Origin of the sequence: Streptomyces sp. NRRL S-87, assembly GCF_000719335.1 — a bacterium.
Lineage (GTDB): Bacteria > Actinomycetota > Actinomycetes > Streptomycetales > Streptomycetaceae > Streptomyces.
In genome coordinates this window covers 106,480-132,189 of record NZ_JOGB01000007.1, presented here as the reverse complement: position 1 = coordinate 132,189, position 25,710 = coordinate 106,480, and the positions used below count along the sequence as shown (strand labels likewise).

Sequence of the window (25,710 nt, the reverse complement as noted above, 5' to 3'; positions counted from 1 at the left end):
GCTACTTCATGGGCGTACTCATCGCGTACTCATCGAGTGCTCATCGCAATCTCGACCTACTTCCAACTCGCGAGGTACCTGACCGCACGGAGATCCGTGCCGTACTTCTTCTTACGGTGTCGCCTCGAGCGTCTTGCGCAGTTCCGCCGTGTCGAGCGCCCTCTGGGTCCGAAGGGCCCTGGGGAACGCCCGGCGGCGGACCGCCAGCTCGAGGCAGTTCACGGCGGGGTGCACGTACGCACCCCGGCCGGGCAGCGTACCGCGAGGATCGGGGACGCACTCGTCCCCTCTCGCCACGATCCGCAGCAGGTCGCTCTTGGCCGCTCGCTCCCGGCACCCCACACAGGTGCGCTCAGGGCATGCGCGGGCATGCGTCCGGCCAGACACGCCTAAGTCTACCTCCCCGCACCGACCTCACCCCTTCGGGCGAGAAATCGAACGGATGTTGTCCCGATCGGGGGGCTGGACAAGCCGCCCCCGTCTCCTCATGTCTACCCGCCGGGAACCCCCGGCGGGTAGCGGTTTATTCCCTCAGCCCTGCTCGGCGGGCTGCTCGGTGTCCGGACGGATGTCGATCCGCCAGCCGGTCAGGCGGGCGGCCAGGCGGGCGTTCTGCCCCTCCTTGCCGATCGCCAGCGACAGCTGGTAGTCCGGCACGGTCACGCGCGCGGAGCGCGCACCCATGTCGACGATCTCCACCTTGCTCACCCGTGCGGGGGACAGCGCGTTGGCGACCATCTCCGCCGGGTCGTCCGACCAGTCGACGATGTCGATCTTCTCGCCGTGCAGCTCGGCCATCACGTTGCGCACCCGGCCGCCCATCGGGCCGATGCAGGCGCCCTTCGGGTTCAGGCCCGCCCGGGTGGAGCGGACCGCGATCTTGGTGCGGTGGCCGGCCTCGCGGGCGATCGCGGCGATCTCGACGCTGCCGTCGGCGATCTCCGGGACCTCCAGGGCGAAGAGCTTCTTCACCAGGTTCGGGTGGGTCCGCGAGAGCGTCACGGACGGCCCGCGCACGCCCTTGGCCACGCGTACCACGTACGTGCGCAGGCGCAGGCCGTGCGGGTACTCCTCGCCGGGGACCTGCTCCTGCACGGGCAGGATGGCCTCCAGCTTGCCGATGTCGACGAGGACGTTCTTGGGGTCCTTGCCCTGCTGGACGACGCCGGTGATGACGTCGCCCTCGCGGCCCGCGAACTCGCCGAAGGTCAGGTCGTCCTCCGCGTCGCGCAGCCGCTGGAGGATCACCTGCTTGGCGGTGGTGGCGGCGATCCGGCCGAAGCCCGACGGCGTGTCGTCGAACTCCTGGGCCTCCTGCCCCTCCTCCAGGTCCTGCGGGTCCTCCTTCGCCCAGACGGTCACGTGACCGTTGGTGCGGTCCAGCTCGACGCGGGCGCGCCGGCGGCTTCCCTCGGTGCGGTGGTACGCGATGAGGAGGGCCGACTCGATCGCCTCGACCAGCAGGTCGAAGGAGATCTCCTTCTCCCTGACCAGACCCCGCAGGGCACTCATGTCGATGTCCACGGCTACGCCTCCTCTTCCTTCTTGTCCTTGCGGTTGAACTCGATCTCGACACGCGCCCTGGCGATGTCCGCGAACGCGATCCGTCGGGTGGTGGCCTTGCGGCCCTTGACGCCCGGGATCTCGACGTCGAGGCCCTCGTCGTCGACGTCGAGGATGCGCGCGACCAGCTCGCCGGCACCCTTGTCGCCGGGGGCGGTCAGCTGGAACTTCACGAGGCGGCCGAGGGCCCGTACGTAGTGGCGGTGCTCGGACAGGGGGCGGTCCGCGCCCGGCGAGCTCACCTCGAGGACGTACTCGTCCTCGCCCATCGCGTCGGTCTCGTCGAGCTTGTCGGAGATCTCACGGCTCAGCTCGGCACACAGGTCCAGCTCGACGCCCTCGTCGGAATCGACCACGATCCGCAGCATCCGGCGCCGACCCGCACGGGACATCTCGATCTCCTCGAGGTCCAGGCCCTTGTCGGCGACGAGCGGCTCCAGCAGTCCGCGCAGCCTGTCGCTCTGGGTGGTGCTCATCCGGGTGACTCCTCGGCCGCGTGTGCTGTTGTGGTTTCCGTCGCGTGTCAGACCAAAGGGTATCCGGTCCCGGGGGGTGTTGCCGTCCGCCCCGGCCCAGCACGCCGCGGGTACGGTGATCACCGTCCCGCCCCGCACCTCCGCCACCCCCCGAGGACGTCACCGTGCCGTTCCCCCTGCCCGCGCGGCCCCCGCGCCCCTCGCGAAGAAGCCTGCTGGCCGCCGGTGCGGCCGCGACCGGTGGCGCCGTCCTGCTCTCCGGGTGCTCCGGGGACGGCGGCGGCCCACGGCGGCCCGCACCGGTACCACCCGATCGGCGCATCAGGGAATCGGCCGTCCGGGAGACCCTGGAGCTGCTGGGGCGCTACGACGCCACGCTCGCGGCCCACCCGGCGCTCGGCACCCGGCTCGCCCCGCTGCGGGCCGCGGTGGCGGCGCACGCCCTGGCCCTGGCCCCGGCCGGGACGCACCCGGCGACGGCGCCGCGTCCGACCGGTGCGGCCGCTCCCGCGTCCCCCGCACCTCCCCCGCCGTCCGCCGCTCCGGCCGGCTCCGGGGCGCCCGCGCCGTCGGGGTCCCCGGCCGCCACGCCCCCCACCGACCCGGCGCCCTCCGACCCCGCGACGGCACTGGCCGCGCTGGCCGGGGCCGAGCGCCGTACCGCCACCGCCCGCGCCGCGGCGCTGGACGGTGCGCCCGGGGAGCTGGCACGGCTGCTGGCCTCGGTCGCGGCCTGCGCCACCGTCCACGCGTACCTCCTCACCGGAACGGAGAACCAGGCATGACCGACAAGCCGGAGAGCGGCCCCGGCGTGCTCGCGGCCGCACAGGCCGCCCTGGCCGCCGAGCACGCGGCCGTCTACGCCTACGGGATCGTCGGCGCCCGGGTCGCGGGCGAGCGCGCGCCCGAGGCGCGGACCGCGTACGCCGCCCACCACGCCCGCCGCGACGCGCTGACCCGCACCGTACGGGCGCTCGGCGGGACGCCCCGGCCCTCGGAGGCCGCGTACGCCCTGCCGGCACCCGTGCGCACCCCGGCGGACGCCGAGCGGCTCGCGGCCGGGGTCGAGGACCGGGTGGCGGGCGCGTACTCCGATCTGGTGCGGGCCGCGGAGGGCCCGCTGCGCCGGGAGGCGGCCGACGCGCTGACCGCCGCGGCCCTGCGCGCCGCGCGCTGGCGGGGCGGCGGCGTAGCCTTCCCTGGGCTCGTGGAACGATCGGAACGAGCCACGACCAGCTGAAAGGGACCTCGCACGTATGGCTTTCGAACCGCCTGAGCGGCTTGTCAGGGCGCTCGGCGAAGGGCCCGCGGACACCGCCGGGGAGTGGCTGTCCCGCCTCCCCGAACTCACCCAGGAGGCGCTCGACCAGCGGGAGTTGACCGCCCAGCGGGTGCAGGCTCCGGGGGGCCGCAGCAGCCTGGTCGTGCTGGTCCGGTACGCCGACGGCACCCCTGCCGCGCTCAAGCTCGCGCCGCCGGTCGCCCGGCCGCAGCTGGAGGTGGCCGCGCTGGCGCACTGGGGCGGGTTCGGGGCCGTACGGGTGCTCGACACCCGGCACGAGGACGGGGCGATGCTGCTGGAGCGGCTCCAGTCGGAGGTCTCGCTGCGCTCGCTGCCCGACTCGAAGGCCCAGCTGGAGGCCCTCGGCACGATCCGGCGGCTGTGGGTGGAGCCGCCCGCGGGCCACGGCTTCGAGACGGTTGCCGAGCGCACGGCCCGGCAGGCGGAGGCGATGGCGAAGGCGCCCGAGGAGGCGCAGGAGCTGGTGCGCACGGCGCTGGCGGTCCGGGAGGAGCTGGTGGCCCTCCCGCCGGAGGAACTGCTGCTGCACGGCGCCTTCCGGCAGGGCAAGGTGCTCGCGGGCGACCGGGCGCCGTGGCTGGCCGTGGGCCCCGAGCCGGTGGTCGGTGAGCGGGCGTACGACCTGGCCCGGCTGGTCCGGGACCGGCTCGAGGACCAGATGGCCGCCGCGTCGGGGGCGGCCGTGGCCCGGCGGCGGGTGAACCGGCTGGCCGACGCGCTGGAGGTGGACCGGGACCGCCTGCGGGGCTGGACGGTCTACCGGGCGGTGGAGTCGGGCACGCGGGCGCTGGCGGCGGGGCGGCGGCGGGACGCGGAGCTGCTGCTGGAGTTCGCCACCTGGCTGTAGGGCGTGTCCGTCCCTCCGCTGGACGCCCCTGATCCGGCGGACACCCCTGATCCGGCGGACATCCGCTGAGCGTCGCCGGACCAGGTTGTGCCTCCCGTCCCCGGGCATACCGTTAGGTAGTGGACATGTCTGGCAGGGGGCCGTCATGGTCGAGGAACTGCTGGCAGTAGCCGCCGCGGCGGTCGTGGGCGCCGGGGTGTACACGGCCGCGGCGGCGCGGGTCGTGAAGCAGTACGAGCGGGGTCTGGTCCTGCGCTTCGGGCGGCTGCGCGAGGGCGTCCGGTCACCCGGCTTCACCATGGTCGTCCCGTTCGTCGACCGGCTGATCAAGGTGAACCTGCAGATCGTGACGCTCCCGGTGCCGGCCCAGGAGGGCATCACCCGGGACAACGTCACGGTGCGGGTGGACGCGGTCGTGTACTTCAAGGTGGTCGACCCGCGGAACGCGATCATCGAGGTCGAGGACTACCGGTTCGCGGTCTCCCAGATGGCGCAGACCTCGCTGCGGTCGATCATCGGCAAGTCGGACCTCGACGACCTGCTCTCCAACCGGGAGAAGCTCAACGAGGGCCTGGAACTGATGATCGACAGCCCGGCGGTCGGATGGGGCGTGCAGATCGACCGGGTGGAGATCAAGGACGTGTCGCTGCCGGAGACCATGAAGCGCTCGATGGCGCGGCAGGCGGAGGCCGACCGGGAGCGCCGGGCGCGGGTGATCAACGCGGACGCCGAGCTGCAGGCGTCGAAGAAGCTGGCGGAGGCGGCGGGGGTGATGGCCGACCAGCCTGCCGCGCTCCAGCTCCGGCTGCTCCAGACGGTGGTGGCCGTCGCCGCCGAGAAGAACTCCACGCTGGTCCTCCCCTTCCCGGTGGAGCTGCTGCGCTTCCTGGAGCGCGCGGCCGAGGCCCAGCCGGTCCCGCCGCACGCCGACCCGGCGGCCCCGAAGCCCCCGTCCAAGGCCCCGGGCGGGGCTCCCCCGGCCGCGGACCCCGCGGTCGAGCTGACGGAACTCCCCGCCGACGCCCTGCCCTCCGACGCGCTGCCCGCGGCCGGGTCCTCCCTGGACGCGCACCCGGGCCCGGCGGTGGAGGTGCCCCGCGGCGCCGCCGACGTACCCGACGGCGCCGCACCCGGCGACCCGGCCTGACCACGCGGGCCGCTCGGGCCGGGCGGGCCGGCCTGGGGCTGCCGGGCGGGGCGGCCGGGAACGGGCTAGGCGAGGCGGGAGAGCGCCTCGGAGAGGGCGAGGGTCTCCCGGGTGCCGGTGCGGCGGTCCTGGAGCTCCACGAGGCCGTCCGCGGCGGCGCGGCCGGCGACCAGGACGACCGGGACGCCCAGCAGCTCCGCGTCGGTCAGCCTGACGCCCGGGGACAGGCCGGGCCGGTCGTCGAGGAGGACGCGGCGGCCGGCGGCGGCGAGGGCGTCCGCGGCCCGGGTCGCGAGGTCGAGCTGCACCGCCTTGCCGGCGGCGACGACGTGCACGTCGGCCGGCGCGACCGCGGCGGGCCAGCACAGCCCGCGCTCGTCCGCCGTCTGCTCGGCGAGCGCGGCGACGACCCGCGAGACCCCGATCCCGTACGACCCCATCGTCACCCGGACGGGCTTGCCCTGGGCCCCGAGGACGTCGAGCCCGAAGGCGTCGGCGTACTTGCGCCCGAGCTGGAAGATGTGGCCCACCTCGATGGCGCGGTCCAGCCGCAGGCCGGCACCGCAGGCGGGGCACGGGTCGCCCTCGCGGACCACGACCACGTCGAGGTGGCGGTCCACCTCGAAGTCCCGCCCGCACACGACGTTGCGGGCGTGGGTGTCGGCCCGGTTGGCGCCCGTCACCCACGACGTCCCCGGGGCGATGCGCGGGTCGGCGAGGTAGCGGACCTTCTCCAGGCCCTGCGGGCCGACGTAGCCGCGGACGAGGTCGGGCCGGCCGGCGAAGTCGGCCTCCGTCACCAGCTCGACCACCGCCGGGGCCAGGTGCTCCCCGAGCTTGCCCAGGTCCACCTCGCGGTCGCCGGGCACGCCCACGGCCACGATCTCCCCGTCGACCTTGACCAGCAGGTTCTTCAGGGTCGCCGAGGCCGGTACGCCCAGGTGGGCGGCCAGCGCCTCGATGGTGGGCGTGTCCGGGGTGTCGAGCTCCTCCACGGGCCCCACCTCGTCGGCGGCGACCGGCGCGAGCGCGAAGGTCACCGCCTCGGTGTTGGCCGCGTACCCGCAGGACGGGCAGTCGGCGAAGGTGTCCTCGCCGGCGGCGGCCGGCGCCAGGAACTCCTCGGAGGCCGAACCGCCCATCGCGCCCGAGACGGCCGAGACGATCCGGAAGTCCATGCCCAGCCGGGTGAAGATCCGCCGGTAGGCCTCCCGGTGCAGCGCGTAGGAGGCGGCCAGGCCCTCGTCGTCGACGTCGAAGGAGTAGGAGTCCTTCATCTGGAACTCGCGCCCGCGCAGCACGCCCGAGCGGGGCCGCGCCTCGTCCCGGTACTTGGTCTGGATCTGGTACAGCATCACCGGCAGGTCCTTGTAGGACGCGCACTGGTCCTTGACGATCTGGGTGAAGACCTCCTCGTGGGTGGGTCCGAGGAGGTAGTCGGCGCCCTTGCGGTCCTTGAGCCGGAAGAGCAGGTCGCCGTACTCCTCCCAGCGGCCGGTCAGTTCGTAGGGCTCACGGGGCAGCAGCGCGGGGAGCAGGACCTCCTGTGCGCCGATGGCGTCCATCTCCTCGCGCACGATCCGCGAGACGTTGTCGAGGACCTGCTTGCCGAGCGGCAGCCAGCTCCAGACGCCGGCCGAGCTGCGCCGTACGTAGCCCGCGCGGACCAGCAGCCGGTGGCTGAGGGTCTCCGCGTCCGCCGGGTCCTCGCGGAGCGTCTTCACCATGAGTCGGGACATCCGCTGGACGGGCTGGGACATGCTGCGCTCCTGCTCGAAGGGCCGTGGGGGTACGGGTCTTGAACAGGAGGCTAGTCCGTGCGGGCGGGCGGTCCGTACCGGTTTACGGGCCCGCGCACCGGTCCGCGGGCCGTCGCCGCGGCGGCGGGCAGGCGCGGGCCCGGACGCACTACCGGGCGGCGCCCCGGAGCAGCGGCAGCGGGGCGCCCATCACGGCGTACGGCTGGGGTGCGCTGGGGAAGTACACCCGGCGGGCGAGGTCCCGGTACCCCAGGGCGCGGTACAGGCCGCGCGCCGGGCTCTCGATGTCGATGGCGGAGAGGATGGAGCGGGACTCCGCCGCGCCGTCGGTGATGCGGGTGATCAGGCCGCGGCCGACCCCCCGGCCCTGGAAGCCGGGGTGCACGTGCAGTTCGGTGATGGTGAACGAGCCGTCCAGCCAGCCGTCCTCGCCCTGGACGCGCAGGTACGGCTCGACGACGGTGGACCACCAGTGCATGCGGTCGTTGGGCATGCCGTACACGAAGCCGACGAGCCGGGCGTCGTCCTCGGCGAAGGCGCCGAGCGCGCGGGCCCCGGGGTAGGTCATGTGCCGCTGCACGATGTGACGGCGGATGCCCACTTCCTCGTCGGTGAGTCCGAAGGCGACGGCCTGGACCTCCAGGGCCTCGTCCACGCGGGCGGCCAGGTCCAGCGGCGCGAGCACGACGCCGGCCGGCAGCCGGTCACCGTCGGGAAGACGGGGGTCACCCCCGGGCGAATGCACCATGCGGCGAACCCTACTCGGCGGTCATACGGTCGGAACAGCGCTCGTCGGGCCGCGCGTGCCGACGGCGCGGCACCACGGCCCGGCCCTCAGAACAGCACGCTCATGAACGCCCCGACCTCGTGGAAGCCGACGCGCCGGTACGCCGCCCGGGCCGCGGTGTTGTAGTCGTTGACGTAGAGGCTCACCACCGGGGCCACGTCCCGCAGCGCGTACGCGACCACGGCGGCCATCCCGGTCTCGGAGTGGCCCCGGCCGCGGAACTCGGGGTCCACCCACACACCCTGGATCTGGCAGGCGCGGGCGGTGGCGGCGCCGATCTCGGCCTTGAAGACGACCCGGCCGTCCTCCACCCGGGCGAAGGAGCGGCCGGCCGCGACGAGTTCGGCGACCCGGGCCTGGTAGAGCAGTCCGCCGTCCCCGGCCAGCGGGGAGACGCCGACCTCCTCGGTGAACATGGCCACGCAGGCCGGCATGATCAGGTCCATCTCGTCCTTGCGCACCCGGCGGACCAGGGGATCGGGCGCGATGTCGCGGGAGGGCTCCTCCGTGACCATGAGCGGCTGGTGGGCGCGGATCTCGCGGGCGGGCCCCCAGTGGGGCTCCAGCAGCCGCCACAGCTGCCCGGTGGGCTCGGCCGGGCCGACGACGGACGAGCAGCGGCGGCCGGTCCTGCGGGCGCGGTCGGCGAAGGCCCGTACGGCGGCGGGGGTGGCGCACACGGGGACGAGGTTGGCACCCGCGTAGCAGAGCGAGACCAGCCGGCCGTCCTCGTAGTAGCCCCACATCTCGCCGCCCAGGCGCCAGGGGTCGAGGCCGGCCACCCGGACCCGGGAGGTGACGAACGCGTTGGCGACCGGGTCGCGGTCGAGCACCTCGAGCGCGGCGCCGAGGTCGCTGGGCTCGAGGACCCTGGTGGTGGTCTGCGTCAACACTGTGGGGGCCTCACCGTGCGGGTCTGCTGATCTGTCGCACTGTACCCGGCGGCACCCGGGGTTGCCCCCGTTCACAGGTCACGGAACGGGACCGGCCCCGCCCGCGAGCTGCGGGAACGGGGCCGGGAGGGGTGCGGGGAGGGCGGTCAGCCGGCGACGGCGACCGTGGGCTCGCCGGACATCACGCCGTCCTTCTCCATCTGCTCGGCGATCTTCATCGCCTCCTCGATCAGCGTCTCGACGATCTTCGACTCGGGGACCGTCTTGATGACCTCGCCCTTGACGAAGATCTGGCCCTTGCCGTTGCCGGAGGCGACGCCGAGGTCGGCCTCGCGGGCCTCGCCGGGGCCGTTGACGACGCATCCCATGACGGCGACGCGCAGCGGGACCTCCATGCCCGTCAGGCCCGCGGTGACCTCTTCGGCCAGCTTGTAGACGTCGACCTGGGCGCGGCCGCAGGAGGGGCAGGAGACGATCTCCAGCCGGCGCTGGCGGAGGTTGAGCGACTCCAGGATCTGGATGCCGACCTTGATCTCCTCGGCCGGCGGCGCGGACAGCGAGACGCGGATGGTGTCGCCGATGCCCTGGGAGAGCAGGGCGCCGAAGGCCACGGCGGACTTGATGGTGCCCTGGAACGCGGGGCCGGCCTCGGTGACGCCGAGGTGGAGCGGGTAGTCGCACTGGGCGGCGAGCTGGCGGTAGGCCTCGACCATCACGACCGGGTCGTTGTGCTTGACCGAGATCTTGATGTCGCGGAAGTCGTGCTCCTCGAAGAGGGAGGCCTCCCAGAGGGCGGACTCGACGAGGGCCTCGGGGGTGGCCTTGCCGTACTTCTTCAGCAGCCGGGCGTCGAGGGAGCCGGCGTTGACGCCGATGCGGATCGGAGTGCCGGCGTCCTTGGCCGCCCGGGCGATCTCCTTGACCTTGTCGTCGAACTGCTTGATGTTGCCCGGGTTCACGCGGACGGCGGCGCAGCCGGCGTCGATGGCGGCGAACACGTACTTGGGCTGGAAGTGGATGTCGGCGATCACCGGGATCTGCGACTTCTTCGCGATGGTCGCGAGCGCGTCGGCGTCGTCCTGGGTCGGGCAGGCCACCCGGACGATCTGGCAGCCGGAGGCGGTCAGCTCGGCGATCTGCTGGAGGGTGGCACCGATGTCGGACGTGCGGGTGGTCGTCATGGACTGCACGGAGACGGGCGCGTCGCCGCCGACGGCCACGGAGCCGACCTGGATCTTGCGGCTGACCCGCCGGTCGGCGAGCTTCGTCGGCACGGCCGGCATTCCGAGAGAAATGGCAGTCATCTGCTGTGCAACCCCAAGGTCTGGATCAAGGTCCCGCTGACGGCGGACTCCGAGCCCGGCTTCCGGGCGGGCTCCAGGCCCGAGATTACGCCAATCAGCGCGCGCCCCGCGCACGCGGCGGGGCCCCGGCGCCGGGCGTACACCCGAACGTAGGGGGCCGGGCACGCACCGTGCCCGGCCCCGTTCGCACGTCTGCCCGAAGGCGGCGTCAGCTGATCTTGACCGGGTTCACCACGTCGGCGACCAGGACCAGCAGCGTGAAGCAGACGAAGATGCCGGCCACGACGTAGGCGACGGGCATGAGCTTGGCGACGTCGAACGGACCCGGGTCGGGCCGCTTGAACAGCCGCGCCAGGTTGCGCCGCACGGACTCCCACAGGGCGCCCGCGATGTGCCCGCCGTCCAGCGGGAGCAGCGGGAGCATGTTGAACAGGAACAGCGAGAGGTTGAAGAAGCCGATCAGCTGGAGGAAGAACACCAGCCGGTCGGTGGCGGGGATGTCGAGGGTGGCGATCTCGCCGCTGATCCGGGCGGCGCCGACGATGCCCATCGGGGAGTCGGGCTCGCGCGGGCCGTCGCCGAACGCGGCGTCCCACAGCGCGGGGATCTTCGACGGCAGCTTGATCAGGCCCTGCACGCCCTGCTCGACCATCTCGCCCATGTGGTCGACGGACTGGCCGAAGCCCAGCTGGACCTTCTCGGTGCGGGGGGTGAAGCCGAGGAAGCCGGCCTCGACGAACTTGCCCTCGACGTATCCGCCGTGCCCGTCGGTCTTGGCGACCTGGTTCTCGATCAGCCTGGGGTGGAGGGTGAGCTCCGCGCCGCCGCGCTGCACGGTGACCGTGGCCGGGCCGATGGTGTCGCGGATCTTCTGCTGGAGGACCGACCAGTCGTCGACCTTCTCGCCGTTGAAGGCGACGATCCGGTCACCGGGGAGCAGGCCCGCCGCCTTGGCGGGGGCCACCGGGTCGCCGGCCTTGCAGATGTCGCGCTTCTCGCTCTGCTGGATGACGCAGGGGGTCACCGACTTGACGTTGGTGGTCTGCATGTTGACGCCGAAGGTCATCCAGACGCCGAAGAACACCACGAGGGCGAGCACGAGGTTCATGAACGGGCCCGCGAACATCACGATGACGCGCTTCCACGGCTTGCGCGTGTAGAAGAGCCGGGACTCGTCGCCGGGCTCCAGCTCCTCGTACGCGGCCGAGCGGGCGTCCTCGATCATCGAGCGCCACGGGGAGGTGGAGCGGGCGGTGATCCGGCCGTCCTCGCCGGGCGGGAACATGCCGATCATGCGGATGTAGCCGCCGGCCGGGATGGCCTTGATGCCGTACTCGGTCTCGCCCTTGCGCCGCGACCAGATGGTCGGGCCGAAGCCGACCATGTACTGGGGCACGCGGATGCCGAAGATCTTCGCCGTCGACAGGTGGCCCAGCTCGTGCCACGCGATGGAGACCAGCAGCCCGAAGACGAAGACGAGTATCCCGAGCACCGTCATCAGAAGGATCATGCGCGCGCCTCCACTGCGGCCTTCGCCGCCATCTCCCTGGCCCGGGCGCGGGCCCAGGTCTCCGCTGCGAGGACGTCGGCGACGGTGAGGGCAGTTCCCCGGTCCGGCGTTCCGTGGTCCTCGACGACAGCGGTGACCGTATCCATGATTGCTGTGAACGGCAGCCGACCGGCCAGGAACGCGTCGACACACTCCTCGTTCGCCGCATTGAACACGGCCGGTGCCGTGCCGCCCAGGGCGCCCACGTGGCGGGCCAGTCCGACCGAGGGGAAGGCCTCGGTGTCGAGCGGGAAGAACTCCCAGGTGGAGGCCTTGGTCCAGTCGAACGCGGGGGCCGCGTCCGGGATCCGCTCCGGCCAGCCGAGGCCGATCGCGATCGGGCCGCGCATGTCGGGCGGGGTGGCCTGGGCGAGGGTGGAGCCGTCGGTGAACTCCACCATCGAGTGAACGTACGACTGCGGGTGGACGACGACCTCGATGCGGTCGAAGGGGATGTCGTAGAGCAGGTGGGCCTCGATGACCTCCAGGCCCTTGTTGACGAGGGTCGCGCTGTTCACCGTGATCACCGGGCCCATCGCCCAGGTGGGGTGCGCGAGGGCGTCCTCGACGGTGACGTGGGCCAGCTCTGCCTTCGTCCGGCCGCGGAACGGCCCGCCGGAGGCGGTGACGACGAGCTTGCGGACGTCGGCGCGGGTGCCGGCGGCCAGCGCCTGGAAGAGCGCGGCGTGCTCGGAGTCCACCGGGATGATCTGGCCCGGCTTGGCCAGGGCCTTCACCAGCGGGCCGCCGACGATCAGCGACTCCTTGTTGGCGAGGGCGAGGGTCCGGCCGGCCTCCAGGGCCGCGAGCGTGGGGGCGAGGCCGATGGAGCCGGTGATGCCGTTGAGGACGGTGTGGCACGGGGACGCGGCGATCTGCGTGGCGGCGTCCGGGCCGGCCAGGACCTCGGGCAGCGGCTCGGTGCCGTACTGGGCGCGCAGCGCCTCTCGGAGGGCCGGTACGACGTCCTCGCGGGCCACCGCGACCGTGTCCACCCGCAGCAGGCGGGCCTGCTCGGCGAGCAGGCCGACGCGGCCGCCGGCCGCCGAGAGGGCGGTGACGCGGAACCGGTCGGGGTTGCGCAGGACCAGGTCGATGGCCTGGGTGCCGATGGACCCGGTGGAGCCGAGGATGACGATGTCCCGGCGGCCGACCGCGGGGTCGAACAGGAGGTGCGGGTCGGCGAGGGGGGCTGGGCTGTCGCTCATGCCCCCCATTGTTGCCGGAACTCAGCCGCGCCCGGGCACGGAGTCCCCCTGTACGAGCGCGCCGAGGAGTTCGGGGAGGCTGCCGGGGAACTCGGGCAGCGCGCGGGCGGCGCGCCACCAGGCGGCGGTGTCACCGCCGAGGGCCGCCCCGAGCAGCCGGTCGGCGGCCGCGTGGGCGGCGAGCATGGCCTCGGCCCGCAGCCGGGCGGCCCGGCCGGCCGGGTGGTCGTCCGGCTCGTCGAGGCGGGTGTTCCAGTGGTCGATCTCGCCCAGCCAGTGGTCCTCGTCGAGGGCCCAGGCGGCGGGGGCCTTGTGCCACAGCACGTCGGCGCCGGTGAGGAGGCCCCGGTCCAGGCAGGCCCGTACCCAGCGGATGTCCTCGGCGAGGTCGCCCATGGCGTTGGGCACGGCCAGCGCGGCGAGCGCGAGTTCGCGTTCGACCCCGCCGGCGGCCGCCGCGTCGGGCGGCGGCGGGGCGAGGGCGGCGACGGCGCGGGCCAGCGCCCCGTCGGGCGCGGGCCCGGGTGCGGCGGCGTCGGCCGGGACCGCGGCCGGGACCGCGGCCGGGCCGGCGGCCACGGCCTCGGCCAGCTCCGGCAGGGTGCCGGGGAACGCGGGCGCGCGGCGAAGCAGGTCGTCCCACAGGAGGGGGTCCTCGCCGAGCGCGGGCCGCAGGACGCGCCCCAGGGCGCCCCGGACCGCGGCCTGCTCGGGCAGCGACCAGCGCAGGCCTTTGCTCAGGCGCAGGTCGCCCAGGAGCAGCGTGCGGTGCGCGGGGGCGACCGCGGCCACCAGCTCGTCGCAGGTGAGCAGGCCCATGCGGACGGCCCGGACGGCCGGGCGGTGCCAGGACGGCCCGTACGAGCGCTGCGCCCGCGTGTCCAGCAGGGCCGGGCACGCCTCCCGGGGCAGCCCGCCGGCCAGCAGCAGCGCTTCCACGGAGCCGGGCGGCAGCGGCCCGCGCGCGTGCGCGTGCAGGAGCACGTCCGGGTCGAGGTCGCCGGCCAGCGCCAGCAGGTCCAGCGGCACCCGGGGGTGGCGACGGCCGTGCCGGCGCAGCAGCGCGACGAGGGCCGCGGTGTCGCGGGGGCGGCCGTCGTCGGCGGCGTGACCGGCGGCGGCGAGCTCGGTCCGCACCGAGGCGCGCAGCTCGGGGGTCGGTTCGGGCCGGGCGGCGTAGCGGCGTACCGACGGCAGGCCGGGCAGCGGGCGGCCCAGCACGTACGGGTTGGCGGCCACGCGGCGGCGGTCCTCGGCGGACCCGTCGCGCAGCAGCAGGGTGACGGCCGAGGGCGGGAGCAGCTCGTCGCGGCACAGGAAGCCCCGCGCGGCCGGGTCCATGCGCTCCAGGAGGCCGGCCACGACGGGGTCCGGTGCGTGGCGCAGGAGGAGCGCCACGCACCACGCGAGCCGTCTGTGCTCTCGGTCGCCGTCTGTCATGTCCTGCTCCGCTCGCCGGATTCGTACGCCTGTCCGGCGTGCGGCGATGATCGCAGGTCGGGCCGTGCCCGTCAGCGGACGGGCCGGCGGACGTTCTCGTGCTTGGAGGGGCCGGGGGTGGCGTCCGCGATCCACGGACCCTCGCTCGACGTGTCGATCACACCGTCCTCCAGCCAGGTGTACGTGCCCGAGAGGACTCCGGCGACCACCTTGCGGTCGAGGTCGTCGGTGTTGGCCCACAGGCGCCCGAACAACTCCTCGACGCGCAGCCGGGACTGTCGGCAGAACGCGTCGGCGAGCTGGTAGGCCTCCCGCCCGTGGTCGCCGGTGGCGCGCAGGTGCTCGGCCCGGACGCAGGCCGCGCTCATGGCGAACAGCTCGGCACCGATGTCGACGATCCGGCCGAGGAAGCCCTGCTTCGTCTCCATCCTGCCCTGCCAGCGGGACATCGCGTAGAACGTGGAGCGGGCCAGCTTGCGGGCGTTCCGCTCGACGTAGCGCAGGTGGCCGGAGAGGTCGACGTGACCGCGCGGGTGGAACTCGCGGTAGCTGGTCGGGACGTGGCCGGGTCCGGTGGCGAGCCTGGGCAGCCAGCGGGCGTAGAAGCCGGCGGCCCGGGCCCCCGCCCTGGCCTTGTCCTGCACGGCCTTGTCGGGGTCGATGAGGTCGCCGGCGACCGAGAGGTGGGCGTCGACGGCCTCGCGGGCGATCAGCAGGTGCATGATCTCCGTCGACCCCTCGAAGATCCGGTTGATGCGCAGGTCGCGCAGCATCTGCTCGGCGGGTACGCCCCGTTCGCCGCGGGCGGCGAGGGACTCGGCGGTCTCGAAGCCGCGGCCGCCGCGGATCTGCACGAGCTCGTCGGCCATCAGGCAGGCCATCTCGCTGCCGTAGAGCTTGGCGAGGGCGGCCTCGATGCGGATGTCGTTGCGGTCCTCGTCGGCCATCTGGGAGGACAGGTCGACGACCGCCTCCAGGGCGAAGGTGGTGGCGGCGATGAAGGAGATCTTGGCGCCGACGGCCTCGTGCTCGGCGACCGGGCGGCCCCACTGCTCGCGGACGCCGGACCACTCGCGGGCGATCTTCAGGCACCACTTGCCGGCGCCGACGCACATGGCGGGCAGCGAGAGCCGGCCGGTGTTGAGGGTGGTGAGCGCGATCTTCAGGCCGGCGCCCTCGGGGCCGATGCGGTGCGCCGCGGGCACCCGTACCTGGTGGAAGCGCGTGACGCCGTTCTCCAGGCCGCGCAGGCCCATGAAGGCGTTGCGGTGCTCGACGGTGATCCCGGGGGCGTCGGCCTCGACGACGAAGGCGGTGATGCCGCCCTTGTGGCCCTCGGACCGGGGGACGCGGGCCATGACGACGAGCAGGTCGGCGACCACGCCGTTGGTGGTCCACAGCTTCACGCCGTCCAGGACGTACGTGTCGTCGCCCTCGGGCACGGCGGTGGTGGCCAGCCGGGCCGGGTCGGAGCCGACGTCGGGCTCGGTCAGCAGGAAGGCGGAGATGGCGTCGGTGGCGCACCGGGGCAGGAAGGCGTCCTTCTGCTCCTGGGTGCCGAAGATCTTCAGCGGCTGGGGCACGCCGATGGACTGGTGGGCCGAGAGCAGGGCGCCCACGGCGGGGCTGGCGGAACCGACCAGGGCCAGCGCCTTGTTGTAGTACACCTGGGTCAGGCCCAGGCCGCCGTACTTGGGGTCGATCTTCATGCCGAGGGCGCCGAGGCTCTTGAGGCCGCGGATCGTCTCGTCGGGGATCTGCGCCTCGCGTTCGATGCGGGCGCCGTCGATCTCGTGCTCGCAGAACTCCCGCAGCCGGGCCAGGAAGGCCTCGCCCCGCCGGACGTCCTCGGCGTCGGGCTGGGGGTGCGGGTGGATCAGGTCGAGCCGGAACCTGCCGAGGAACAGTTCCTTGGCGAAGCTGGGCTTGCGCCAGTCCTGTTCCCTGGCCGCCTCCGCGACCTGCCGGGCCTCGCGCTCGGTCACCTTGGGCTGTGCGGGCTGTGTTGCGGACATGAGGGGGCTCACCTCGCCGCCGGGAGTGGGGACGCTACCGATCGGTGCTACCTCCCAGTCGTACCCGCTCCACCGCGACCGGAAAAGCCGGGTTGGGCCGGGCGGGGGTGGGGGCCGCGGGGCGGCACTCTCGTGAGGCGGCGACATGCCGGGATCCCGGGCGGCGGGTTCGGGTGGGCCGGGAAGGGGACGGCCGGAGCCCCCGCACAGTGGGCTCCGGCCGTCGGCTCTGTGGCCGTACGAATCAGATGTTCAGGCCGGTCAGGACCAGGACGCGCTCGTACGTGTAGTCGTCCATCGCGTAGCGGACGCCCTCGCGGCCGACACCGGACTGCTTGACGCCGCCGTACGGCATCTGGTCGGCGCGGTAGGACGGGGCGTCGCCGATGATGACGCCGCCGACCTCGAGCTCGCGGTGGGCGCGGAACGCGGTCTGGACGTCGTGGGTGAAGACGCCGGCCTGCAGGCCGAACTTGGAGTCGTTGACGGCGGCGAAGGCCTCGTCCGTGTTCTCCACCTTGTGCAGGGTGAGGACCGGGCCGAAGACCTCCTCGCAGGCCAGCTTGACGCCGTCGGGAACCTCGGCGAGCACGGTCGGCTCGAAGGAGGCGCCCTCGCGCTTGCCGCCCGCGAGCAGCTTCGCGCCGGCGGAGACGGCCTCGTCCACCCAGGCCTCGACGCGCTCGGCGGCGGCCTCGGAGACGAGCGGGCCGACGTCGGTGGCGTCGTCGGACGGGTCGCCGGTGACCTGGGCCTGGACCTTGGCGACGACCTTCTCGACCAGGCGGTCGTAGACGGCGGCGTCGGCGATCACGCGCTGCACGGAGATGCAGGACTGGCCGGCCTGGTAGTTGGAGAAGGTCGCGATCCGGGTGGCGGCCCAGTCCAGGTCGGCCTCGGAGGACCAGTCGGACAGGACGACGGCCGCGGCGTTGCCGCCGAGCTCCAGGGTGCAGTGCTTGTGGGGCACCGACTGCTGGATGGCGTAGCCGACCGTGTCGGAGCCGGTGAAGGAGATGACCGGCAGGCGCTCGTCCTTGACGAGGGCGGGCATCTTCTCGTTGGCGACCGGCAGGACCGACCAGGAGCCGGCGGGCAGGTCGGTCTCGGCCAGCAGCTCGCCCAGGATCAGGCCGGAGAGCGGGGTGGCCGGGGCGGGCTTCAGGATGATCGGGGCACCGACGGCGATGGCCGGGGCGACCTTGTGGGCGCACAGGTTCAGCGGGAAGTTGAACGGCGCGATGCCCAGGACCGGGCCCTTGACGAAGCGGCGCGTCAGGGCCAGGCGGCCGGTGCCGCCGGCGTCGGTGTCGAGGCGCTGGGCCTCGCCGCCGTTGAAGCGGCGGGCCTCCTCGGCGGCGAAGCGGAACACGGACACCGCGCGGCCGACCTCACCACGGGCCCACTTGATGGGCTTGCCGTTCTCGGCGGAGATCAGCTGGGCGATCTCCTCGGTGCGCTCGACCAGGCGCTTGGACACGTGGTCCAGGGCGGCGGCGCGGACGTGGGCGGGGGTCGCGGAGAACTCCGCCGTCACGGCGTGGGCGGCGGCCACGGCCTCTTCGACCTGGGCGTCGGTCGGCACGCTGACGGTGCCGACGAGACGGCCGTCCCACGGGTTGTGGACGTCGAAGCTGCTCTCGCCGGTGGCCTGGCGGCCGGCGAGCCAGAAGGCGTGGGTGGAAGTCATGCGAATCCCGGCCCTTCGGAAGTTGTGCGGTGTCCTTGTCATCACCACGGTAGGACCGGCGGCCCGAAAGGTCGTTTGTCCGGGGTGGAGTGGCCGGGCGCGCCGTCGCGCCGGTTTGTCACGGTGCCAATCGGAGGCTTTCACTCCGCTCGGTGGTGCGCCACGCCCGTCACCCCGGTCACTGCGCGGGGACGGGCGGGCTGGCCTTGAGCGCCAGCCACAGCTCCATGCGCACGTCCGGATCGTCCAGCGAGCGGCCCAGGATCTCCTCCACACGCCGCATCCGGTAGCGCAGGGTGTGCCGGTGCACGCCCAGGTCGGCGGCGGCCGCGTCCCACTGGCCGTGCCGGGAGAGCCAGGCCTGGAGGGAGGCGACGAGGTCGCCGCGGCCGGTGGCGTCGTGTTCCCGCAGGGCGCGCAGGGTGCCCTCGGCGAAGGCCCGTACGGCGTCGTCGGCGAGCAGCGGCAGGACCGAGCCGTCGGCGAGGTCCTCGTGCTCGACCAGGGCCCGGCCGCGCCGCCGGGCCACAGCCACGGCCTGGTCCGCCTGCTTGTACGCGGTGGCGGCCGCGGCGGTCCCGGCCGGCGCGGACAGGCCCACCACGAGGTCGTCGGCGGCGGCCCCCGGAGCACCGCCGGCCTCGCTGCCGCGCAGGGCCTCGAGGGCCTCGGCGTAGTTGGCGCAGGCCCCCACGGCCGCCCCGCCGTCGGCGGCCAACAGGACCAGGCGCGCCGTCTCGGGCACCACGAGCACGGCCTCCCCGGCCCGGGCGGCGGCCGACTCGACGGCGTCGGTCAGGGCACTGATCTGCTCGGGAGCCGAGGACTCGACGATGACCAGCCGGAACGGCGCGTCGAGCAGCCCCCCGTACAGGTCGCCGGCCACCGCGCGGGCGTGCCCGGGCTCGCCGTCGAGGAGCATCCGCAGCACGGCCGCGCCCAGCCGGGACTCGGCGTCGTGCAGGGAGCGGGAGCGCTCGGTGGTCAGCGTCAGCAGGGCGACGGCGGAGTGGACGGCGTACCGCTCGGCGGTGCCGAGGGGGGCGCCGGTGCCGACGGCCAGGGCGCCGCGGGCCCGCCGACCGGTGCCCAGGGACTGCAGCTCGACCCGGTCCTCGGTGCCGCCGACCACGGCGCTGGCCGGGGCCGGGCGCTCGCGCAGCCGCTCCACGTCGGCGGTGAGCCGGGCGGCGCGGCGGGCCGCCCACTCGGGCGCGGCGGCGACCACGCTGCCGGAGGTGTCGTAGAGCGCGGCCCAGCCGTGGACGTGCGCGGCCAGCTTGGCCAGCAGGTCGGCCGGGCCGTCGGCGGACAGGGCGGCCCGGGTGAGCTCGCGCTGCGCCTCGAAGCCGGCGGTCACGGCCCGGTACTGGTCGGCCGCCAGCGCGGCGGAGACGGCCTTGGAGATGGCGAGGAACGGGGTGCGCCGCGGCACCTCGAGGAGCGGCAGGTCCTCGGCGCGGGCGGCGTCGACCAGGGCCTGCGGGATCTCGTCGTAGTTCACGCCGACGGCGAAGCCGATGCCGACCACCCCGGCCGCGGCGAGCCGGCGGACGTAGCGGCCCATCTCCTCCGGGTCCCCCGCGTCCAGCGTCATGGCCGTGATCAGCAGCAGCTCCCCGCCCTCCATGTACGGGACGGGGTCGGCCAGCTCGCTGACGTGGGCCCAGCGCACCGGGGTGTCCAGCTTGCCCTCGCCCGCCCGGACGCTGAGTTTGAGCGCCGAGTGCTGGACGAGCGAGGCGAGGGTGAGCGGCATCGGGACCGTGCACTTTCGGAGGGCGGGCGGCAGGGGCGGCAGGGAGGTTTTTCGCCGTCGCGTACGAACGGCTCAGATCGATTCTGCCACCCCGTAGGGGTCGGGTCAGCTCGGTTCGAGCCGGCCGTTACCGCCGGTCCGTCCGGCCTGCGGCAGGGGCGGACCGGCCGCCCGGGCGCGGGTACGGCGCCCCCGCTCAGCCCTCGAGGTCCACCAGCAGCGGCGCCGCCCGCTCCCCGCGCACCGAGGTGACGGACAGCACGGCGTGCCCCGGCGGTACCGCGTGCGCGAGGTCGGAGGCCGACCAGCGCTCCCGTTCCACCTGGCGGACGGTGACCGCGTCGGTGGTGACGGCCTTGCCGGTGACGAGCTTGCGGAAGGAGTGGATCGCCCGGGTCAGCGGCTGGTCGGCGAAGACGGTGCGGCTGGTCACGTCCCGGGTCTCGACCCACTCGGTGCCCCAGGCCTCGGCGAACCGCTGCCCGTCCCAGGTCGTGACGCCGGCGAAGGCCATCCGGCAGCCCACCGCGCCGAACAGCGGCGTGCGCAGCGCCTCGGGTACGTCGTCCAGCGTGCGCAGGGTCAGCACCACGCCGGCGTGCGCCGAGCGCAGCCGCCCGAGCCCGCGCACGGTCTCCGGGGTCAGCGCCTGCGCGGCGTCGTCGAGGACCAGGCAGGCGAACAGCGAGCGGTCCGACCGCGCGGCCGCGCTGGCGGTGAACTGCGCGAGCAGGAGCCGGGCGAGCATGCGCGAGGCGTCCGCGTGCCCGCGCTCGGGCAGGTCGATGCGGACCCGCAGCGGGTGCTCCAGCGAGCGCAGCGAGAAGGGGCGCCCCTTGCCGCTGGTGTCGAAGAACCCGGCGAACGCGGGCCGGTCGAGCAGGGCGACCCGGTCGGCGAGCAGCGGCGCCGGATCGCCGGGGTGCCCGGCCTGCCGCTCGCGCGCGTCGAGCTCGCGCAGCTGCGCGTGGTCGCCGGCGGAGCCGAGGAGTTCGCGCAGCGCGCCGAGGGCCGCGGGCGCGCCGTCGAGGAGCAGGCGCAGTTCGGGCACCGCGGGGAAGCGCCCGTACGCGGCCCGGAACGGGCCGAGGAGCTGGGCGAGGGCGGTGGCGGCCCGGCGTGCGTCGGCCCCGGGCACGTCGCCGGCGAGGGCCTCGGCGAGCAGGCCCGCCGCCTCGTCGGGGTCGGTGGTGCCGCCGTACAGGTCGAGGTCGTACACGGAGTCGGGGTCGCCGAGCCGGACGACCACGTCGTACGCCGCGTCGGGCCCGAGCCGGCCGCCGGCCGGGCCCACCGCGATCACCGCGGCCTGCCCGGCCAGTGCCTGCAGCGCGAGGGACTCGACCACCGGCCGCACGAGCCGGCCGGTCTTGCCCGCTCCGGAGGGGCCGACGGCCAGCAGGGAGGTGCCGAGCAGCGCCGGGTCGAGGGCCAGTCCGGTGCCGCGCCGGGCGTACGGGTTGCGCTCGGCGTCGGCGACGGTCCCGAGCCGCACCTGGCCGGTGAACAGGTCGTGGCGGGCCGCCCGGGCGGGCAGGTCGCGCACCCCGGACGGGTGGACGCAGGCCCCGGCGCCCTTGACGCGCACGGCCTCGGCGAAGGCGCGCAGCCGCGAGGGGTCGGCCCGTACGGACAGCCAGGCGCGCCGGATCCGGGCGTAGTCGACGTCGCTCATGCCGCCGCCCGCGGCCTCCGCGCCGAGCCGGTCCGCGGCCTCGGCCAGTCCCGCGGCCCGCAGCTCGGGCCAGGCGGCCGGGTCCTCGGCGGGTGCCGGGGCGGCGACCGGTCCGGCACCCGCCGGGGCCAGGCGACCGCCGACGAGGCCCCGGACGAGCCCGAAGAGGCCGCCGAGCCACGAGAAGAGCACGACCACGGCGAAGTTGATCACGGGGTCGACGACCCGGTAGCCCTCGTCGCTGCGGAAGAGCTGCGCGACGGGTCCGCGCACCGGTACCTGTTCCCCGTCGATCAGACGCAGCACGAGAAGGATCATCACCACCACGCCCGCGATCTGGGCCCAGGCACCACGCGCCACCACCAGCCGCTGCCATGCCAGGCGCCAGTTGCCGAGTCGACCGAAGCCGATGAGCAGGCCGATGTCGACGATCAGTTCCCACACCCAGCTCGCGACGTAGCCAGCCAGCACCACGGGCTCGCCGCTCGTCTGCTGCCACCAGTCGTTCGGGGTGAACATGCGGACCGGCAGCGTCCAGAAGCGGTACGGGACCAGCCCGTTGCGCAGCAGCGACCACAGCAGCGCGCAGGCCAGGAAGGAGATCACCGCGCTGCTGAGCAGGGCGCGGTCGGGCACCTCGTCCGCGGCCCGCTCGGGCCGGGGCGTGTACCCGAAGCGCCACACCCCAGGCGCCGCGGCGGGCCGGGGCGTGCGCAGCCACTCGACCAGGGACGGCCCGGCGGCGGGCGCGTGCGCGGGCGGCGGCGGGACCCGGGGGGCGTCCCCCGGCGCCGCCGGGGCGGGAATGGGCACACCCGCCTGCCGCTGCGTGCCTTCGCTGTCCATGTCCCCTGCCCCCTGACCGCTCACCGTGACTGCGCAGTTCAATCTAGTGGCCGGGCAGGACGCGCGGACCGCATCCCGGCGCGATCCACAAGACACTCCCTATGGCCGTACCGGACAAGGACACGCGGGCACCACTCCCGAACGGAGCATGCCGCCACCCCCTGCGCGGGCCTAGCCTGCGGACGAAGAACAAGTGCGTCCGAACCATCCCAGGAGCCCCCATGACCGCTGTCCCGCAGGAGCGCAAGCTCGTCACCGCGATCCCCGGCCCGAAGTCCCAGGAGCTGCAGGCCCGCCGCCTCGAGACGGTGGCCGGCGGCGTGGGCTCCGTTCTGCCCGTGTTCACGGCCCGCGCGGGTGGCGGCATCATCGAGGACATCGACGGCAACCGCCTGATCGACTTCGGCTCCGGCATCGCCGTGACCTCGGTCGGCGCCTCCGCCGAGGCGGTCGTGCGCCGCGCCTCCGCGCAGCTCGCCGACTTCACCCACACCTGCTTCATGGTGACCCCCTACGAGGGCTACGTGGAGGTCTGCGAGGCCCTGGCCGAGCTGACCCCGGGCGACCACGCCAAGAAGTCCGCGCTGTTCAACTCGGGTGCCGAGGCCGTCGAGAACGCGGTCAAGATCGCCCGCTCGTACACCAAGCGCCAGGCCGTCGTCGTGTTCGACCACGGCTACCACGGCCGCACCAACCTCACGATGGCGCTGACGGCGAAGAACATGCCGTACAAGCAGGGCTTCGGCCCGTTCGCCCCCGAGGTCTACCGCGTGCCGGTCGCCTACGGCTACCGCTGGCCCACCGGCCCGGAGAACTGCGGCCCCGAGGCCGCCGCCCAGGCCATCGACCAGATCAGCAAGCAGATCGGCGCCGAGAACGTCGCCGCGATCATCATCGAGCCGGTGCTCGGCGAGGGCGGCTTCATCGAGCCGGCCAAGGGCTTCCTGCCGGCCATCGTGAAGTTCGCCAACGACAACGGCATCGTCTTCGTGGCCGACGAGATCCAGTCCGGCTTCTGCCGCACCGGCCAGTGGTTCGCCTGTGAGGACGAGGGCATCGTCCCGGACCTCATCACCACCGCCAAGGGCATCGCCGGCGGTCTGCCGCTGGCCGCCGTGACCGGCCGCGCCGAGATCATGGACGCCCCGCACGCGGGCGGCCTCGGCGGCACCTACGGCGGCAACCCGGTGGCCTGCGCCGGTGCGCTGGGCTCCATCGAGACCATGAAGGAGCTCGACCTCAACGGCAAGGCCAAGCGCATCGAGGAGGTCATGAAGACCCGCCTCTCCGCGATGGCCGAGAAGTACGACATCATCGGCGACATCCGCGGCCGCGGCGCCATGATCGCCATCGAGCTGGTCACCGACCGCGGCACCAAGGAGCCGAACGCGGCCGCCGCCGGCGCGCTGGCGAAGGCCTGCCACAACGAGGGCGTGCTCGTCCTCACCTGCGGCACCTACGGCAACGTGCTCCGCTTCCTGCCCCCGCTGGTCATCGGCGAGGACCTCCTCAACGAGGGCCTGGACGTCATCGAGGCCGCGCTGGCGGCCCTCTGAGGCACGGCGCCGGGCCGTCCGACGGCCCTGGCCTGAACACCCTTTCGCAGTACCCGCGGTAACCGGTCGGGCACTGTGAAGATGGTGTGGGGGGCCGATGGCGGGACGGCGTTCCCGCTGTCGGTCCCCCTTTCGCTGCCGTACGGTTTCTGCAGATGAGTGAGACACCCCGCCCGCGGGAGACCGCGGACGAAGCCGGCTGCGAGCTTCCCCAGCTCACCACCGGTCGTGCCTGCACCCACCCCGCCGAGGCCGACGGCCCCGGCAATCCTCACCGATCGGACGGCCGCCCGCCCCAAACCCCCCGGGGCGCGCGGCGATCCGATCCGGGCGGCCGCCCCGGAACCATCCCCCCTGTTCCGGGGCGGCCGACCTTCTCCCGGGCCCTCGTACGGGCCGTCTCCACGCGGCACCGCTCCGTCCGCCTGGCCCTGCGCGTGGCGCTGCCCGCGGTGGTCCTGTGCCTGACGACCTGGCAGGTGCTCGTCTCCGGGGCCCTGTTGGAGCCCGACGAGGGGCTGAGCCGGAAGCTGGTCCGGGCGCTGCCCGACTCGGTCACCGAACCCCTCGCGGACCTGGGCAACGGGCAGGTCGCCGTACCCGTGCTCGCGCTCGCCATGACGTACGCCGGGTGGCACGCGCGGCGCGCCGGCGCGCGGCGCTGGTGGCTCCCCCCGTCGGCGGCCGGGCTCGCGATGGCCGCGGTACCCGCCGTGGTCGCCCCCCTCAAGGAGTGGACGGCCCGGCCCGGCCCGCTGGAGCCCTGGGCGGCCGGCTACTTCCCCTCCGGGCACACGGCGACGGCCGCGGTGGCGTACGCAGGTGCCGCGCTGCTCGTACGGCCGTACGTGCGCCGGGACGGGCGCGGGTCGCGGTGGCCGATGGCCGCCGCCCTCACGCTCGCGGGGGCGACGGCCGTCGGCCTGGTGCTGCGCGGCTGGCACTGGCCGCTGGACGTGCTGGCCAGCGGGTGCCTGAGCGTCCTGCTGCTGGCCCCGGTGGCGCTGGCGAGCGCCCGGGTGGTGCGCGGCAGGCGCTCCGAGGCCGACCCCCCTTCCGCAGGCGACCCGCAGAAGTAGGCGTCGAAGTTCTCCGAGAACTCCCAGCCGCCGGACGGTCCCAGTTGACCGACCCGGTCATCGGGCCGCGCAGCCGGGCCAGCTGCCGTGGGTGGCGTACGCGCCGCGGTCCACCCGTGCCGGTGTCAAGCCAGCGGGCGCACGGCGGTACTGACTTGGTGGTCAGGGGGAGCCCCCCTGCTCCCCCGCGCCCCGCTCCGCGACCAGCGCCGCCGCCTCGTGCAGGGCGAGCTCCAGCAGGGCGGGGTCCGTGAGCGTGCCCGTGCCGTCCGGGGCCACCAGCCAACGCACCCCGCCGGTGTCCCGCCCGGGGTACGGCACGACGATCCAGTTGCCGCGTCCGGCGGCCCGTACACCGGTGCCGAGCCAGCGGGCGGCGGTGCCGGCGGGCACGAAGAAGCCCAGCCTGGAGCCGCCGAAGTCGGCGAGCACCGGGCCGGGCCGGGTGACGAGGCGGGCGAGTAGGTCCAGCGCGGGACGGCCGAGGACGCCGGGCAGGATCAGGACGTCCCAGTGCCTACCGGCCGGGAGCAGGGCGACCCCGAGGGGGTTGCGCTCCCAGTCCCAGCGGCAGGCGTCGGGGTCCGGGGCCACGGACACCAGCCACTCCACCGCGGATTTCGTCGCTGGGCTCTCCGAGCGCGCCATCTCTCCCTGCTCTCCCTCCGTTGCGACGGTGTGTCGTAGGAGGGAGAGCGGGGTGGGAGCCGGCGATGACGCGGGTTCCACGACCGGGTGGTGGTGAGCCGGCTCACGCTTCGATCATGGTTGTGCGCCCCCGGGCCCCGGGGGCGCACGCACCGCGCTCGTACG

General features: G+C 74.2%; 21 protein-coding genes. 6 read left to right on the top strand and 15 right to left on the bottom strand.

Going from position 1 to position 25,710, the window contains the following annotated elements:
- Positions 1 to 111 precede the first annotated feature (111 nt).
- From IF43_RS0106760 to rimP, 3 genes are all read right to left on the bottom strand, one after another.
- The gene (locus tag IF43_RS0106760) at positions 112 to 387 is read right to left on the bottom strand and encodes a YlxR family protein (protein ID WP_030195376.1); all 276 of its coding nucleotides are present in this window, start codon (positions 385 to 387) and stop codon (positions 112 to 114) included.
- A gap of 144 nt (positions 388 to 531) precedes the next feature.
- Positions 532 to 1,524 carry a transcription termination factor NusA gene (nusA, locus tag IF43_RS0106755; RefSeq protein WP_030195373.1) on the bottom strand — a complete coding sequence of 331 codons (993 nt, stop codon included), beginning with the start codon at positions 1,522 to 1,524 and terminating at the stop codon, positions 532 to 534.
- 2 nt (positions 1,525 to 1,526) lie between these two features.
- Entirely contained in the window at positions 1,527 to 2,039 is a 513-nt protein-coding gene (gene rimP / locus IF43_RS0106750) for a ribosome maturation factor RimP (protein WP_030195371.1), read from the bottom strand.
- A 164-nt stretch (positions 2,040 to 2,203) separates the two neighbouring features.
- On the opposite strand from rimP, the gene IF43_RS0106745 reads away from it, so the two are divergent.
- The 4 genes from IF43_RS0106745 to IF43_RS36130 all read left to right on the top strand — a co-directional run bounded on the left by IF43_RS0106745 (position 2,204) and on the right by IF43_RS36130 (position 5,336).
- Positions 2,204 to 2,824 (top strand): hypothetical protein, encoded by a 621-nt coding sequence (locus IF43_RS0106745; protein ID WP_030195369.1) that lies wholly within the window; start codon positions 2,204 to 2,206, stop codon positions 2,822 to 2,824.
- Entirely contained in the window at positions 2,821 to 3,279 is a 459-nt protein-coding gene (locus tag IF43_RS0106740; protein WP_030195366.1) for a ferritin-like domain-containing protein, read from the top strand. Before IF43_RS0106745 ends, IF43_RS0106740 begins: the two co-directional genes overlap by 4 nt.
- A 16-nt stretch (positions 3,280 to 3,295) precedes the next feature.
- Positions 3,296 to 4,189 (top strand): aminoglycoside phosphotransferase family protein, encoded by an 894-nt coding sequence (locus IF43_RS0106735; RefSeq protein WP_030195362.1) that lies wholly within the window; start codon positions 3,296 to 3,298, stop codon positions 4,187 to 4,189.
- A 145-nt stretch (positions 4,190 to 4,334) separates the two neighbouring features.
- Positions 4,335 to 5,336 carry a slipin family protein gene (locus IF43_RS36130; RefSeq protein ID WP_051794804.1) on the top strand — a complete coding sequence of 334 codons (1,002 nt, stop codon included), beginning with the start codon at positions 4,335 to 4,337 and terminating at the stop codon, positions 5,334 to 5,336.
- A 65-nt stretch (positions 5,337 to 5,401) separates the two neighbouring features.
- Here the strand turns inward: IF43_RS36130 and IF43_RS0106725 are convergent, their stop codons facing one another.
- The 11 genes from IF43_RS0106725 to IF43_RS0106670 all read right to left on the bottom strand — a co-directional run bounded on the left by IF43_RS0106725 (position 5,402) and on the right by IF43_RS0106670 (position 22,262).
- Positions 5,402 to 7,096: a proline--tRNA ligase gene (locus IF43_RS0106725; protein ID WP_030195356.1), complete on the bottom strand. Its 1,695-nt coding sequence runs from the start codon at positions 7,094 to 7,096 to the stop codon at positions 5,402 to 5,404.
- Between the two features lie 148 nt (positions 7,097 to 7,244).
- The gene (locus IF43_RS0106720) at positions 7,245 to 7,844 is read right to left on the bottom strand and encodes a GNAT family N-acetyltransferase (RefSeq protein WP_030195353.1); all 600 of its coding nucleotides are present in this window, start codon (positions 7,842 to 7,844) and stop codon (positions 7,245 to 7,247) included.
- 86 nt (positions 7,845 to 7,930) lie between these two features.
- On the bottom strand, positions 7,931 to 8,776 hold the full coding sequence (locus IF43_RS0106715) for a DUF4081 domain-containing GNAT family N-acetyltransferase (RefSeq protein ID WP_199922683.1): 846 nt from the start codon (positions 8,774 to 8,776) through the stop codon (positions 7,931 to 7,933).
- 146 nt (positions 8,777 to 8,922) lie between these two features.
- Positions 8,923 to 10,080, bottom strand: a complete 1,158-nt coding sequence (ispG, locus tag IF43_RS0106710) for a flavodoxin-dependent (E)-4-hydroxy-3-methylbut-2-enyl-diphosphate synthase (RefSeq protein ID WP_037887509.1) — start codon at positions 10,078 to 10,080, stop codon at positions 8,923 to 8,925.
- 208 nt (positions 10,081 to 10,288) lie between these two features.
- Positions 10,289 to 11,590 carry an RIP metalloprotease gene (locus IF43_RS0106700; protein WP_030195341.1) on the bottom strand — a complete coding sequence of 434 codons (1,302 nt, stop codon included), beginning with the start codon at positions 11,588 to 11,590 and terminating at the stop codon, positions 10,289 to 10,291.
- Positions 11,587 to 12,837, bottom strand: a complete 1,251-nt coding sequence (gene dxr / locus IF43_RS0106695) for a 1-deoxy-D-xylulose-5-phosphate reductoisomerase (protein WP_030195338.1) — start codon at positions 12,835 to 12,837, stop codon at positions 11,587 to 11,589. Before dxr ends, IF43_RS0106700 begins: the two co-directional genes overlap by 4 nt.
- Positions 12,838 to 12,858: 21 nt before the next feature.
- On the bottom strand, positions 12,859 to 14,277 hold the full coding sequence (locus IF43_RS37820) for a hypothetical protein (protein WP_158939187.1): 1,419 nt from the start codon (positions 14,275 to 14,277) through the stop codon (positions 12,859 to 12,861).
- A gap of 71 nt (positions 14,278 to 14,348) precedes the next feature.
- On the bottom strand, positions 14,349 to 16,292 hold the full coding sequence (locus IF43_RS0106685) for an acyl-CoA dehydrogenase family protein (protein WP_030195325.1): 1,944 nt from the start codon (positions 16,290 to 16,292) through the stop codon (positions 14,349 to 14,351).
- Positions 16,293 to 16,536: 244 nt separating this feature from the next.
- Complete coding sequence (locus IF43_RS0106680; protein ID WP_030195324.1) at positions 16,537 to 17,982, bottom strand: aldehyde dehydrogenase family protein; 1,446 nt, start codon at positions 17,980 to 17,982, stop codon at positions 16,537 to 16,539.
- A 178-nt stretch (positions 17,983 to 18,160) separates the two neighbouring features.
- The gene (locus tag IF43_RS0106675; protein ID WP_030195323.1) at positions 18,161 to 19,741 is read right to left on the bottom strand and encodes a PucR family transcriptional regulator; all 1,581 of its coding nucleotides are present in this window, start codon (positions 19,739 to 19,741) and stop codon (positions 18,161 to 18,163) included.
- A gap of 196 nt (positions 19,742 to 19,937) precedes the next feature.
- Entirely contained in the window at positions 19,938 to 22,262 is a 2,325-nt protein-coding gene (locus tag IF43_RS0106670) for a hypothetical protein (RefSeq protein ID WP_030195322.1), read from the bottom strand.
- Between the two features lie 221 nt (positions 22,263 to 22,483).
- Here IF43_RS0106670 and gabT point away from each other — a divergent pair, with 221 nt between their 5' ends.
- Both gabT and IF43_RS0106660 read left to right on the top strand, forming a co-directional pair.
- Entirely contained in the window at positions 22,484 to 23,818 is a 1,335-nt protein-coding gene (gene gabT / locus IF43_RS0106665) for a 4-aminobutyrate--2-oxoglutarate transaminase (protein ID WP_030195320.1), read from the top strand.
- 155 nt (positions 23,819 to 23,973) lie between these two features.
- On the top strand, positions 23,974 to 24,897 hold the full coding sequence (locus IF43_RS0106660; RefSeq protein ID WP_030195312.1) for a phosphatase PAP2 family protein: 924 nt from the start codon (positions 23,974 to 23,976) through the stop codon (positions 24,895 to 24,897).
- Positions 24,898 to 25,059: 162 nt separating this feature from the next.
- On the opposite strand, the gene IF43_RS0106655 is transcribed toward IF43_RS0106660, so the two are convergent.
- Positions 25,060 to 25,545: a hypothetical protein gene (locus IF43_RS0106655; protein WP_030195307.1), complete on the bottom strand. Its 486-nt coding sequence runs from the start codon at positions 25,543 to 25,545 to the stop codon at positions 25,060 to 25,062.
- Positions 25,546 to 25,710 lie beyond the last annotated feature (165 nt).